Annotated in this window: 12 protein-coding genes; 5 read left to right on the top strand and 7 right to left on the bottom strand. The window is 64.9% G+C overall.

Features of this window, described 5'->3' with window-relative positions:
- The first annotated feature begins 11 nt into the window (after window positions 1-11).
- The gene (locus WKW80_RS19635; RefSeq protein ID WP_340365252.1) at window positions 12-1,022 is read left to right on the top strand and encodes a sensor histidine kinase; all 1,011 of its coding nucleotides are present in this window, start codon (window positions 12-14) and stop codon (window positions 1,020-1,022) included.
- Between the two features lie 4 nt (window positions 1,023-1,026).
- Window positions 1,027-1,875 (top strand): LytR/AlgR family response regulator transcription factor, encoded by an 849-nt coding sequence (locus WKW80_RS19630; RefSeq protein ID WP_340365251.1) that lies wholly within the window; start codon window positions 1,027-1,029, stop codon window positions 1,873-1,875.
- 89 nt (window positions 1,876-1,964) lie between these two features.
- Here the strand turns inward: WKW80_RS19630 and WKW80_RS19625 are convergent, their stop codons facing one another.
- Window positions 1,965-2,315: a hypothetical protein gene (locus tag WKW80_RS19625; RefSeq protein ID WP_340365250.1), complete on the bottom strand. Its 351-nt coding sequence runs from the start codon at window positions 2,313-2,315 to the stop codon at window positions 1,965-1,967.
- Between the two features lie 136 nt (window positions 2,316-2,451).
- On the opposite strand from WKW80_RS19625, the gene WKW80_RS19620 reads away from it, so the two are divergent.
- Together WKW80_RS19620 and WKW80_RS19615 are read left to right on the top strand one after the other, a co-directional pair.
- Complete coding sequence (locus WKW80_RS19620; RefSeq protein ID WP_340365249.1) at window positions 2,452-4,254, top strand: glutamine--tRNA ligase/YqeY domain fusion protein; 1,803 nt, start codon at window positions 2,452-2,454, stop codon at window positions 4,252-4,254.
- Window positions 4,255-4,269: 15 nt separating this feature from the next.
- Entirely contained in the window at window positions 4,270-5,169 is a 900-nt protein-coding gene (locus WKW80_RS19615) for a peptidoglycan DD-metalloendopeptidase family protein (RefSeq protein ID WP_340365248.1), read from the top strand.
- 274 nt (window positions 5,170-5,443) lie between these two features.
- On the opposite strand, the gene WKW80_RS19610 is transcribed toward WKW80_RS19615, so the two are convergent.
- A complete protein-coding gene (locus WKW80_RS19610) occupies window positions 5,444-5,776 on the bottom strand; it encodes a hypothetical protein (RefSeq protein WP_340365247.1) in 333 nt (110 codons plus the stop codon).
- A gap of 73 nt (window positions 5,777-5,849) precedes the next feature.
- Window positions 5,850-6,800, bottom strand: coding sequence for a M14 family metallopeptidase (locus WKW80_RS19605; protein ID WP_340365246.1), 951 nt, complete (start codon window positions 6,798-6,800; stop codon window positions 5,850-5,852).
- Between the two features lie 259 nt (window positions 6,801-7,059).
- Here WKW80_RS19605 and WKW80_RS19600 point away from each other — a divergent pair, with 259 nt between their 5' ends.
- The gene (locus WKW80_RS19600) at window positions 7,060-7,272 is read left to right on the top strand and encodes a hypothetical protein (protein ID WP_340365245.1); all 213 of its coding nucleotides are present in this window, start codon (window positions 7,060-7,062) and stop codon (window positions 7,270-7,272) included.
- 24 nt (window positions 7,273-7,296) lie between these two features.
- On the opposite strand, the gene WKW80_RS19595 is transcribed toward WKW80_RS19600, so the two are convergent.
- From WKW80_RS19595 to WKW80_RS19580, 4 genes are all read right to left on the bottom strand, one after another.
- On the bottom strand, window positions 7,297-8,019 hold the full coding sequence (locus WKW80_RS19595; protein ID WP_340365244.1) for an ABC transporter ATP-binding protein: 723 nt from the start codon (window positions 8,017-8,019) through the stop codon (window positions 7,297-7,299).
- A gap of 18 nt (window positions 8,020-8,037) precedes the next feature.
- The gene (locus tag WKW80_RS19590) at window positions 8,038-9,993 is read right to left on the bottom strand and encodes an ABC transporter permease subunit (protein WP_422822926.1); all 1,956 of its coding nucleotides are present in this window, start codon (window positions 9,991-9,993) and stop codon (window positions 8,038-8,040) included.
- 17 nt (window positions 9,994-10,010) lie between these two features.
- A complete protein-coding gene (locus tag WKW80_RS19585) occupies window positions 10,011-10,886 on the bottom strand; it encodes a branched-chain amino acid ABC transporter permease (RefSeq protein ID WP_340365243.1) in 876 nt (291 codons plus the stop codon).
- A 437-nt stretch (window positions 10,887-11,323) separates the two neighbouring features.
- Window positions 11,324-12,532, bottom strand: a complete 1,209-nt coding sequence (locus tag WKW80_RS19580) for an ABC transporter substrate-binding protein (protein ID WP_340365242.1) — start codon at window positions 12,530-12,532, stop codon at window positions 11,324-11,326.
- Window positions 12,533-12,676 lie beyond the last annotated feature (144 nt).

Here is a 12,676-nt window from a genome sequence, read left to right as displayed (position 1 = left end):
TGATCGCGATCATGACCACAGCCATCTGGCCGAACAACAGCTTCCTGCACCAGTTCGCCTATTCGTCCAGCATTGGCGGCATCACCTGGGCAGTGATCGAGTGCGGCCGCTTTGTCGTGCGCAAGCCTGATGACCCGGGTGGTTGGCCGAAAGGTATCCGGGGCATTCTGTTGACGGTGGTCGGCATCGGCGTCGGATTTTTCCTGGGCTCGATGATCGGAGACGCCTTTTTCACCGGCGACGCCTACGCAAGCTGGATGGATTCCAAGCGCGACCAGAGAATTTCATGGCTCATTACCGTGCTCGCCGGCGTGTCGGGAAGTTATTTCTTCTACTCACGAGGACATCGCAACGCACTCGCCGCCCGCGTCAACGCCGCAGAGCGCGACGCCAGCGAAGCCAAGCTCAAGCTGCTCGAGACCCAACTCGAGCCGCACATGCTGTTCAACACGCTGGCCAATCTGCGCGTGCTCATCACCACCGACCCGCCGCGCGCCGTGGCCATGCTCGACCGGCTCAACAGCTACCTGCGCGCCACGCTGAGCGGCTCGCGCGCCGTGGCGCATCCGCTCGCGGCCGAGTTCGAACTGCTGCGCGACTATCTCGAATTGATGTCGGTGCGGATGGGCGACCGGCTCAAGTACACGCTCGACCTACCCGATGACCTGCGCGACGTCTCGGTGCCGCCGCTGCTGCTGCAACCGCTCGTCGAGAACGCCATCCAGCATGGCCTGGAACCGAAGGTGGGTGGCGGCAGCATCACGGTGCGTGCATCGCAGCGCGGCCCTCTTCTGGTGATCGAAGTGGACGACTCGGGTGTCGGCCTTTCGTCGCAGGCCGACGACACGCTGGAGAATGCCCGCCCAGGCTTCGGGCTGACACAGGTGCGCGAGCGGTTGGCCAGCGCCTTTGGTAGCCAGGGCGCCATTCGTTTGAAGGCCAATCCCGCGGGCGGGGCATCCGCCATCGCCTCCTTTCCACTGACCCACTCCGTGCAGCCAGCGCAAGTCCAGGCCGATTGACCGCATGACCCGCCCGACCGCTCTCATCGCCGAGGACGAACACCTGTTGGCCCAGGCCCTGCGCGCCGAACTGGCGCAGGCGTGGCCCGAGCTGGAGGTCGTGGCAACGGTCGGCGACGGCCGCAGCGCCGTCACTGAGGCATTGAGGCTGCTGCCCGACGTGCTGTTCCTCGACATCCGCATGCCCGGCCAGGACGGTCTCTCCGCCGCTGCGGAGCTGGCGGACAGTTGGCCGATCGAGCGCGCACCGCTGCCGCAACTGGTCTTCGTCACCGCGTACGACGAATACGCCGTTCGCGCCTTCGAGCACCAGGCCGTCGACTACGTGTTGAAGCCGGTGCAACCCGAACGGTTGGCAAAGACCACTGCCCGACTGCAAGCCGCACTCTCGGTGCGAGCACCTGCGCCAGACAACACCAGCGTTGCGCTCGAGGAAACCCTGGCTCAGTGGCGCCGCATGTTGTCCGCCGCCGCGCCGGGCGCCCTGCCCGCGTCGACAGCAGCGGGCGCGCCAGCTGCTCTCAAGCTCATCGCTGCCAGCGATGCCGGCAGCGCGGGCGCCACTGTGCGCATGGTGCCTGTGGACGAAGTGCAGTACTTCGAAGCCGCTGACAAATACGTGCGCGTGCTCACCGCCACGCATGAATACCTCATCCGCACCCCGCTCAAGCAACTGCTGCCGCAACTCGATGCCAGCAGCTTCTGGCAAGTGCATCGCGCCGTGGTGGTCAACGCCAGCGCTGTCGAGTCGGTGCACCGCGACGACGCCGGCAAGCTGCACCTGCAACTCAAGGGCCGACCCGGGCGCCTCGCCGTCAGCCGCCTATTTGCACACTTGTTTCGCGCGATGTAGTCGGTCGGCGCGCCCATGAAAAAGGCCGGCGCCTTTCGGAACCGGCCAGTGTGCCAGCGACAGAAGTCAATGGCTTTGAAACGAAGGCCTTAGCGCCAGTCGCGGTGATGATGGTGGGAGCCCGGACCGTAGTACCGAGGGCCGTGTCGATAGTACGCCGCGGGCGGTGCGTAATACACCGGCGCCGGCCGGTAGTACACCCGAGGTGCCGGCTGGTAATACACCGGCGCGGGCGCGTAGATCGGCGCAGGCGCGCTGTAGTACACGGGCGCCGGTGCGGCGTAATACCCGGGCTGGCCCACGCCAACCACGACGCCCGGCGCGCTGACTCCCACGGACCAGCTCACACCGGCATTGGCCGACCCGGCCGCGAAAAGGGCACCCGCTGCCACGGTGGCGGCGCCAGCAAGCTTGAAAAAGGTTGAACGATTGAAGTTCATGCTTGTGTATCTCCAGTTAGGGCAAAAAACCGCCCGTATGAGGTATTCAACGCGTCAGCTGCAAATCAGGTACACGCTCTTCTGTGAAGAAAGTAGCCAAAGGTAACGCCCACGACGTGCATCCTAGAATGAACAGATGACTTCCCCCGTTGACAAAGATTCCGCCAAGCCTAGCAATTTTCTGCGCCATGTGATCGAAAGCGACCTCGAACAGGGCGTTTATGCCGCTCGCAGGTGGGGCGGAAGCCCCGGCGACGCGACGCACCACGCGCAGGGCATGCAGGACCCGGCCAAGGTCCGCATGCGCTTTCCACCCGAGCCTAACGGATATCTGCACATCGGCCATGCCAAGAGCATTTGGCTCAATTTCGAGCTGGCGAGGGAGTACGGCGGCGTCAGCCACTTGCGCTTCGACGATACCAATCCCGAAAAGGAAGAGCAGGAATACGTCGACGCCATCCGCGACGCTGTGCAATGGCTCGGCTACGAGACTTTCCTGGCCGACCGCCCCAGCGCCCCCGGCACGATACAGCCGCACGAGTACTTCGCCAGCGACTACTTCGATTTCATGTACCGCGCGGCCGAGTACCTGATCGGCGCCGGCCTGGCCTACGTCGACGAGCAGAGCGCCGACGAGATTCGCCAAAACCGTGGCGATTTCAACACGCCGGGCACCGACAGCCCCTTCCGAATCCGCACACCGGAAGAAAACCTCGCACGCTTCCGTGCCATGCGCGATGGCCAGCTCGAAGACGGCGCCGCCATCCTGCGGGCGAAGATCGACATGGCGAGCCCCAACATCAACATGCGAGACCCGGCGCTCTACCGCATCCGCCGGGCGACGCACCACAACACCGGCGACAAGTGGTGCATCTACCCGATGTACACCTATGCGCACCCCATCGAAGACGCGCTGGAGCAGATCACCCACAGCATCTGCACGCTGGAATTCGAAGACCAGCGCCCGTTCTACGACTGGCTGCTCGACCGCCTGGCCGAAGGCGGCCTCGTCGCCAGCCCGCACCCGCGCCAGTATGAATTTGCGCGGCTCAACATCACTCATATCATCACCAGCAAGCGCAAGCTGCGCCAACTGGTCGAAGAGGGTCACGTCGATGGCTGGGATGACCCGCGCATGCCCACCCTCGCCGGCCTGCGCCGCCGCGGCTACACGCCTGCGGCGCTGAAGCTGTTCTGCGAACGCTCGGGCGTGACCAAGTCCGGCGGCTGGATCGACTACGCCAGCCTGGAAGCGGCATTGCGCGACACGCTCGACCCGATCGCCCCGCGCGCCATGGCCGTGCTCGACCCCGTGAAGCTCGTCATCACCAACTGGGGTGAACTGATGGGCGGCGACGACGTGCTGGACGATTGCAGTGCGCCCCTGAACCCGCACGACCCCGAAGCCGGCCGCCGCAACTTCAAGCTCGGCCGCGAAGTGTGGATCGAGGCCACCGACTACGAAGACGTGCAACCCAAGGGCTTTTTCCGCCTTTTCCCGGGCAACAAGGTGCGCCTGAAGTACGGGCATGTCATCGAATGCATCGGCGGCACACGGAATGCGGACGGCAAGCTGGTGGAAGTACAAGCCAGGCTCGTGCCCGACACCAAGAGCGGCACGCCCGGGGCGAATGCGGTCAAGGTCAAGGGCAACATCTCCTGGGTGGCCGCGGCCGACGCACTGCAAGCCGAAGTGAGGTTGTACGAGCGGCTGTTCGAGGCGGCGAATCCGGGGAGCGGAGAGCTGCTCGATGAGTTGAACAAGGACAGCCTGGTGACATGCCTGGCGTATGTCGAGCCGTCACTGGCGGCTGCGGCTGGCGGCGCAGGGTTTCAGTTCGAACGCCATGGTTACTTCGTCGCCGATTCGAAGGCAACCGCCGACGGCAGGCACGTGTTCAATCGGGCAGCCGGGATGCGAGACAGCTGGGGCAAGTAGAAAAATCGGGGCACCATGCTTTTTCCTGATTTCAACGTCTCGCCCTCACTCCCAAATCGTCGCGGCGCGCTGATCTGTGCGCTCAGCTTGTTGACACTGCCATCGACAAGCGTGACAGCCGCGCCCGCCGCGCGGACGTCCCGGCCCTCGCCGGCCATGTGGCCGCGTGCATCGCAAGTTCCCGGCGGCGTCGCCCGCCTTTCGCTGGGCTCCGGCAAGACGCGCCCTGCAGCACACGACGGCGACGTGCCGCTGCTCGTCATCGGCAGCTCGACCGAGTGGACGGCATTGGTCGGCATCCCGTTGTCGGCGCAGCCCGGCGAGGCGCACATCTCCGTACTGCCACCCGAAGGCGGTCCGTCGCGCGAGATCGGCTACACGATCGCGCCCAAGCAGTACAGCGTCCAGCGCCTCAAGGTCGCTCCCGGCACTGTCGACCTGTCCCCCGAGGACCAGGCACGCTACAACCGCGAACGCACGCATCTTGAATCGGTGACGTCCATCTTCAGCGAACCCTTGCCGCAGCAATTGCACATGCGCGTGCCGGCGCCGGGTCGGCGATCCGGTTCCTTCGGCCTGCGCCGCGTGTTCAACGGCCAGTCGCGCAATCCGCACAGCGGCATGGACATCGCGGCCGGCACGGGCGTGCCGGTGTTGGCCCCCCTGCCGGGCACGGTCATCGACACCGGCGACTATTTCTTCAACGGCAACACGGTCTGGCTCGACCACGGCGGCGGGCTGCTGACCATGTATTGCCATCTGAGCCGGATCGACGTGCAACGCGGCGACATGGTGAAGACCGGCGAACGCATTGCGCTGGTCGGCGCCACCGGCCGCGTGACGGGGCCACACCTGCACTGGTCGGTGATGCTGAATCGCGTGATGGTCGACCCGGCGCTGTTCATCACGGCGTAGGATGAAACACCCCCGAAGCGCCTGCGGCGCCTCCCCCTCAAGGGGGCGATACCAGCGGCCCGGCAAAGCCGGTTCCTCGGTATCCCTGGCATTTGGCGGCGCCGGTTTCGTGGGTCGAGGGTCACGCGGTTGCGTGTGTCGAGGGGGCGCACCCGGCGGCCCGGCAAAGCCGGTTCCGCGGGTGCCCACGAACAGACTTCGCCGTGCTCGTCCTCGCTTCGTGCGTCGCGGGTCCCGCGATGGCGTGGTGGAAAAATCAGCGGTTGGCGGCCGCTTATTGCGGCCGCTTGTAGACCACGCCCATCACTGTGCCGTTGTCGTCCACGCTGCATACGGCACTGCGGGCCTGCGGGCCGACTTTCAGGTTGATGGCGTAGACGCCATCGACCGTCGAGGTGCCACTGTCGACGACGATGTCCGATGCGGGCACCTTCAGCGTCCGCGCGGATGCATTGACGCAGTTGGCCAACGCGCGCTGCGGCGCTCCGCCCACCTTGGCAGACGACACCGGCACCGGAACATCCAGTGGCATGTCACCGCCGCACGCTGCCATCAACGCCGCTGCAGCGAAAGCCGCCGCCGTCTTTGCACTGAAGTAGTTCTGCATGGCGTTGTTCCCCTTGAAGTCGGCAGATCTTAGTCTGCGCATCAACGGAATCTTTTCGACCTGACTTGCCCTGTCACGCCATAGGCCGCGTCAAGTACACCGCCTCGCGCCCGACGATCGGCTCGCGCGTCGGCATGAAGACGGTGCACTCGTCGCAAGGCGCGCGAATCTCTTCCGTGCCGTCCGTGCCGATCAGTTCGTCCCTGGCAAAGGTCTCGAAGCCGATCAGCGGACGCGTAAAAGAAAAGTCCTTCGTCTTGACCATCAGCGTTTGCAGCAACTCGAAGCGGCGTTGGGGTTCGGTCACACGCGAGGCTTCGCGCTCGATGAGACCGAAGTGCGCGAGAAAGTGCATCGTCACTTCGGTGGCCACGTCCGCCGTGGCGCGCTTGAAATGCTGGCCGCATTCGACCACCATCGCGGCACCGGGCGCCTCGGCGGCTGCATGCCGGCCGTGCTGGATCAACGGCGTGCCGGAGCCCAGGCCATACGGCATGACGAGATGCACGGGCGGCAGGCCGATGGCCAGGGCCACGTCGGCGTTGCGGGCGAAGTCGGGATAGACCCAGAACGGCACCACGTCCTGGCTCGTCGAATGGATGTCCAGGATGTGGTCGGCTGCCGCCACTACGGGGCGCAGGGCGCGTGCGCGCCGCAGTTCAGGGCTGTCTTCGGTGCCGTCCAGCAGTTCATCCGACCAGATGCGGTTCAGGTTGTGAACGATCTGCCGGTTCTCGAAAGGCTTGGCGACGTCGAAGGCGTTGTAGGCCTCGACGTGCGCAAAGCTCACTGTCAGCGTGCCGACCAACGGGCGTACGCCGGTGTCGAGGAGGTGCCTCGCGGCGACCATGCCGCAGATTTCGTTGCCGTGGGTCAGTGCGTTGATGAGAACGTGCGGGCCGGGCTTGCCGGACTCGAAGCGGTGCACGTAGTCGACGCCTGTGTTGCCCTGGCGATAGGCGGACAAGTCGCCCTGGATGACTTCGATGAGGGTGGTTGTTGCTTGATCGGTCTCGGCAGTCATGGAATCGTGGAAGTGCGTGGTGCACCAGAGTTTGCTACACACTGGCGTATCGCGCTCGTTGGGAAACACCTCCGTGCTTCGCACCGCGGTGCAAGCGCTTCGGGTGGCCGAGCGGCGCTCTTGGGGTGGCACCTTCGTGCCTCGCACTGCGGGCAAAGCGCCTTCGGGCGCCCGGGCGGCGTCTTGGGCGGTCATCCGACACACGCCTGTGTTCTAAAACCGCTCTAATGGTGCCTCAATCCACGCGGAAGGAAATGCCATGCCCCAATACGCCACCGTCGTCGGCCTCGTGACTTACACCCCCGGCGAAGGCACGCCCATTCCCATCCCCAAGGGCCGCATCGAGGTCGACCTGGCGGACGACAGCGCCACCTTGAGTTGGGAAGCCGAGCGCGGCGTGGTCGGTCTCACGGCGATTCCCCGCACGCAATTCGACGAGTATGTCGAAGACGGAAAGATCGTGATGGAGTAGCCGCCGGCCTCAGTGCCAGCCGCGTCAGTGCCCGCCGCCGAGGTATGCCGCCTTCACCGCCGGATCGTTGCGCAGTTTCTCGGCAGGCCCTTCCACCGAAATACGTCCGTTCTCCAGCACATAGCCGTAGTCGGCCACGCCCAGCGCGGCGGCGGCGAACTGCTCGACCAGCAGCATCGTCACGCCCTGGCTCTTGAGCCGCTCGATGATGCGAAACACTTCCGCGACAAGGATGGGCGCGAGACCCATCGACGGTTCGTCGAGCAGCACCACCTCGGGGTCGAGCATCACGGCGCGGGCCATCGCGAGCATCTGCTGCTCGCCGCCGGACAAGGTGCCGGCGAGTTGCGAGCGCCGCTCCTTGAGGCGCGGGAACAGTTCCAGCGCGCGTTCCAAGTCGCCCGTCACGTCGCCCTTGGGCCGGCTGCCGGTCAATCGGGGAAACGCACCGAGCGTGAGGTTGTCCGTGACGGTCATCGTCGCGAACACGCGCCGGCCTTCCGGCGAATGCGCCAGGCCGAGCTTGGCGATCCGGTGTGCCTCGAGTCCATCGATGCGCTTGCCGTTGAGGGTGATCTCGCCCCCGGTGGCGGCGATCATTCCAGACACCGCGCGCATCGTCGTGGTCTTGCCCGCGCCGTTGGAGCCGATCAGCGTGACGACCTTGCCCTTGGGCACCTCGATCGAAATGCCGTGCAGCACCTGTACCTTGCCGTAGCCTGCGAAGAGGTTGTGAATGGTCAGCATGTGGTTCCTCTTCCTCTGTCAGGCGGGCTGTGCGTGCGCGTCGGTTTCCTGGCCGCCCAGGTAGGCCTCGATCACCTTCTCGTCGGCCTGCACCTTCGCGGGTTCGCCCTCCGCGATCTTCTGGCCGAAGTCAAGCACCGAGACGGTGTCGCACATGCTCATCACCACGTCCATGTGGTGCTCGATCAGGATCACGGTGATGCCGTGGTCGCGGATTTTCCGGATGATGGCGATCAGTTCCTTGATGTCCGGCGCGGTCAGGCCGGCGGCGGGCTCGTCGAGCAGCAGCAGTTGCGGGTCCAGCGCCAGCGCACGTGCGATTTCCAGCAGGCGTTGCTTGCCGTACGGCAGGTTGCGCGCCTCCTCTTCGGCAAGCGCCTCGAGCCCTACGAACTTCAGCAGGCTCAAAGCCCGGTTCACTGCCGAAGCGCTTTCGCGCCGGTAGCGCGGCGTGTGCACCGCAACGTCGAAGAAATTGCTCGCAAAGGTGTGGTGCAGGCCCACCTGCACGTTCTGCAGCGCCGTCATCTCGCCGAACAACTGCACGTTCTGGAACGTGCGCGCAATGCCCGACAAGGCGATGTCCGATGACGTTCGCCCGACCAGCGAGCGCCCGCCAAAGGACAGGCTGCCGGCGGTCGGCACATAGATGCCGGTGAGCACGTTCATCATCGTGCTCTTGCCCGAGCCGTTGGGGCCGATCAGCCCATGGATGGTGCCGCGCCTGACCACCAGGTCGACGTTGTTCAGCGCCTTCAGGCCGCCGAACTGCATCAGCACGCCGGCGGCCTCGAGCACCTGGTCGCTGCCGCCGGCACCGGCCGCCTTCGACACCGCCTCGGCAGTGGACGCGCCCTCGACCGATACGTCGAGCTGCGGCTTGGGTCGGCGCAGGTTGAGCGCATTGCGCACGAAGCCGACGATGCCGTCCTGCAGGTAGTACACGACGAACAGCATGATCACACCGAAGATCGACAGGCGCCAATCGGTCATGGTGTCGAGCCAGAACGCGAGGCCCGCCAGCGCGATGCTGCCGACCACCGGGATTGCCATTGCAGCCGGCGTCGCCTTCTGGCGCTTCACCGCCACCGCGGCGCTGATCAGCACCATCACCGCCAGCGCCACCGACACATAGCGGAACAGCACCACGTCGTCGAGCAGTTTCGGCAGCAGCACGATGATGGCCGCGCCGATCAGCGAGCCGATCCGGCTCTTGCGCCCTCCCATGATCACGGCCAGGAGGAACAGCACCGTCAGTTCGAAGTTGTACGAGTTCGGCGAGATGTACTGCTCCGAGTACGCATACAGGCTGCCCGCCATGCCGGCAAAGCCGGCGCTGATCACGAAGGCGTAGACCTTGTAGCGGTACACCGAAACGCCCATGCAGTCCGACGCCACAGGGCTGCCGCGCAGCGCCTCGAACGCACGCCCCAGATGCGAGCGCAGAACGCGGTGCACGATAACGAGCGACACCACCAGCAGCACCGCCACCAGCCAGAAGAATTCGCGCTCGTCGAGCTTGTGGCCGAACAGCGGCGGCTTCTGCAGCTTGATGCCCATCGGCCCTTCGGTGATGAAGCTCATCTCGTTGATGAGGATCTGGATGATGGTGCCGAACGCCAGCGTCACCATGGCCAGGTACGGGCCGGTTACGCGCAAGGCGGGCAGCGCCAGGATCGCACCGAAGATCGCCGTCACGCCCACCGCTGCCAGCAGCGACACCATCAGCGGCGCCCCCAGCTTGAACACGAGCACGCCCGCCGTGTACGCCCCGATGCCGAACAGCCCGGCATGCCCCAGCGAAACCTGGCCGGTATAGCCCACCACGATGTCGAGCCCGAACAGCAGGATCGCGTAGATCATGATGGTCTCGAGCAGGTGGATGTAGTACGGGTTGTTGATGCCGATCGGAAACAGCATCAGCACCGCAAAGCCGACGATGGCGAGAAGAAACCTGGAAGTCTTGTTGTTCATGTTGTGCGCCGCCCGCCTCAGACCTTCTTGATCGCCGTCTTGCCGAACAGGCCCGCCGGCCGCACGGCCAGAACGATGAGCAACAGCACCAGGCCCGGCACGTCCTTGTAGCCGGTGCTCAGGTAGAAGCCGGTGGTGGTCTCGGCCACGCCGAGGATGATCCCGCCGACCACGATGCCCATGCCGCTGGTCAGCCCGCCGATGATGGCGACCGCAAAGGCCTTGAGACCCAGCACCGCGCCCATCGTCGCGCCGGTGAGCGTCAGCGGGGCAATCAGCACGCCGGCAAACGCCGCCGTCATCGACGACAGCGCGTAGGAAAAGGTGATGACGAGGCCCGTGTTGATGCCCATCAGCTTGGCCGCATCGCGGTCATTGAAAGTCGCGACCACCGCCTTGCCGTAGATCGTCTTGCGGTTGAAGAACTCGACCGCCAGCATCATCAGCAACGCACCGCCGACCACGAGGATTTCCATGGGGAGCACGTTCGCGCCGAGGAACTTGAGCGGCGACTCCGGCAGCGGCGACGGAAACTTCAGGTCGTCGCGGCCCCAGACGTTTTCGGCCACGTTCTTGAAGATGATGCCGAGCGCGATGGTCGACATGATCCAGCCGAACTCGCTCTTGATCTTGATGGCGGGCCGCACGCCGATGCGCTCGACCACCGCGCCCTGCAAGGCACCGAACACGCACACGATCGGGATCATCAGCCAGTAGTTCACCCCGAGCCCGACCAGCGTCAGGCCGACCAGCGCGCCGAGCATCAGCGCATCGCCCTGCCCGAAATTAAGGGTGTCCGACGTGGCGAAGGTGAGTTGGTAACCGAACGCGATGACCGCGTAGATCATGCCGAGCGCAATGCCGCTGAAGATGAGTTGAGTAAGGATTTGCATGGCGTTCCCTCTTGTGTCCTGGCTCGTTTCGCGGGCCGATTATTCGCTTTAATGACCCACCCCCGATGCGCCTGCGGCGCCTCCCCCTCCAGGGGGCGATACCAGCGGCCCGGCAAAGCCGGTTCCGCGGTATCCCTGGTGGAGATGACCCACCCCCGATGCGCCGGCGGGCCTCCCCCTCCAGGGGGCGATACCGGCGGCCCGGCAAAGCCGGTTCCGCGGTATCCCTGGTGGAGATGACCCACCCCCGATGCGCCGGCGGCGCCTCCCCCTCGAGGGGGCGATACCGGCGGCCCGGCGAAGCCGGTTCCGCGGTATCCCTGGCATTTGGCGGCGCCGGTTTCATCGTGCGGGTCACGCGATAGCGTGCTGGAAAACTGAAATGAAACGCGCCGCCGCAGGCTGTCAACACTGCGGCGGCGCGTGCGTCTGGTGCCTTACGGTTGCTGCTGTTTCACGCGAACCTGGGCAGCGTTCTTCAGGTCCTCCGCATTGGCAAACACGACCCGGCCGCCCTTCACTTCGCCGAACACCGGGATGTTCGAGGTGATCGCGTCATGGTCGGACTTGGTGAAAGGCTTGTTGTAGGTGGTCACCACGCCTTCGACCGGCGTCTTCAGGTCTTCCAGGGCGGCCTTGATCTTCGGGCCATCGGTGTCGCCGGCCTGCTTCATGGCCGCGGCCAGCAGATACACCGAGTCATAGCCTTGCGCGGCGGACACCGGCGAATCGATACGGTTGTTCTTCGGCTTGAAGGTCTTCAGGTAGGCCTCGATGAAAGCCTTGCGCTTCGGCGTGGTCGGCTCCTGGATGAAGGTCTGCGGCATGCGCGCGCCCTCGCCGCCCGGGCCGGCGTTGTCGATGTAGTTGGCCATCGACAGCGTCCAGCTGCCGACCATCGGCACCTTCCAGCCCAGCTTGGTCATGCCGTTGGCGATCTGTGCCAGCTCGGGGCCGATGCCGTAGGTGAGGATGGCTTCGGCGCCGGCTTCCTTGGCCTTGAGCAACTGGGCCGTCATGTCGACGTCCTTTATGTTGAACTTCTCGACCGCGACCGGCGTGATGCCCTTGGCCTTCAGCGCCTTCTCCAGGTCTTCGCGGCCGAGCTGGCCGTAGTTGGTGGAGTCGGCCAGGATCGCGACCTTCTTGTAGCCGCGGCGGGTGACGGCCTCTTCCACGATCATCGGCGCCTGGATGCTGTCATGCGCGGCGTTGCGGAAGATGTAGTTGTCGGGTTCCTTGTCGAACTGGTGCGTGACGATGGAGCCCGTCGCCACGTTGTTCATCACCGGGATCTTGGCTTCCTGGAAGAAGCGCTGCGAGGCCAGGGCCACGCCGGTATTGATATACCCGACGGTAGCAACGACCTTTTCCTTGTTGATCAGTTCCTGCGCGATTTGTACGCCGCGCTCGTTCTTGGCTTCGTCATCGCGCTCCACGAGCACGATCTGGCGGCCAAGGACGCCGCCGGCCTTGTTGATTTCTTCAGCGGCCAGGCGCACGCCGTCGCGCATGCTCACGCCCATCGACGACGAGCCACCAGTGAACGGTCCGTCCACGCCAATCTTGATCGGGTCGGCAGCGAACGCACCGGCAGAGCAGACGATGAGGCTGGCCATGGCCAGATGGTGAAAACGAATTTGCATGAAAAGGTCTCCGAATATGAGTCAGCCCGCTGACTGAAAGGCAACGGCCCCTGCCGTCGCACGATGCTTCCGAAACATAACCAAAAGTAACGGCTCTTCAGAGAGTGACAACCCTAGCGGGAACCGCACGGCGCTTGTAAGGCA

Source organism: Variovorax humicola, assembly GCF_037889915.1.
Classification (GTDB): Bacteria; Pseudomonadota; Gammaproteobacteria; order Burkholderiales; family Burkholderiaceae_C; genus Variovorax; species Variovorax humicola.
This window is presented reverse-complemented; position numbering and strand designations above follow the sequence as displayed.

Coding starts and splice junctions, on each gene's coding strand:
- WKW80_RS19595 (WP_340365244.1), bottom strand. CDS start 8,019: ATGCTGACCATTCACAACCTCTTCGCAGGCTACGGCAAGGTACAGGTG.
- WKW80_RS19635 (WP_340365252.1), top strand. CDS start 12: ATGACCACAGCCATCTGGCCGAACAACAGCTTCCTGCACCAGTTCGCC.
- WKW80_RS19580 (WP_340365242.1), bottom strand. CDS start 12,532: ATGCAAATTCGTTTTCACCATCTGGCCATGGCCAGCCTCATCGTCTGC.
- WKW80_RS19605 (WP_340365246.1), bottom strand. CDS start 6,800: ATGACTGCCGAGACCGATCAAGCAACAACCACCCTCATCGAAGTCATC.
- WKW80_RS19590 (WP_422822926.1), bottom strand. CDS start 9,993: ATGAACAACAAGACTTCCAGGTTTCTTCTCGCCATCGTCGGCTTTGCG.
- WKW80_RS19620 (WP_340365249.1), top strand. CDS start 2,452: ATGACTTCCCCCGTTGACAAAGATTCCGCCAAGCCTAGCAATTTTCTG.
- WKW80_RS19585 (WP_340365243.1), bottom strand. CDS start 10,886: ATGCAAATCCTTACTCAACTCATCTTCAGCGGCATTGCGCTCGGCATG.
- WKW80_RS19630 (WP_340365251.1), top strand. CDS start 1,027: ATGACCCGCCCGACCGCTCTCATCGCCGAGGACGAACACCTGTTGGCC.
- WKW80_RS19600 (WP_340365245.1), top strand. CDS start 7,060: ATGCCCCAATACGCCACCGTCGTCGGCCTCGTGACTTACACCCCCGGC.
- WKW80_RS19625 (WP_340365250.1), bottom strand. CDS start 2,315: ATGAACTTCAATCGTTCAACCTTTTTCAAGCTTGCTGGCGCCGCCACC.
- WKW80_RS19615 (WP_340365248.1), top strand. CDS start 4,270: ATGCTTTTTCCTGATTTCAACGTCTCGCCCTCACTCCCAAATCGTCGC.
- WKW80_RS19610 (WP_340365247.1), bottom strand. CDS start 5,776: ATGCAGAACTACTTCAGTGCAAAGACGGCGGCGGCTTTCGCTGCAGCG.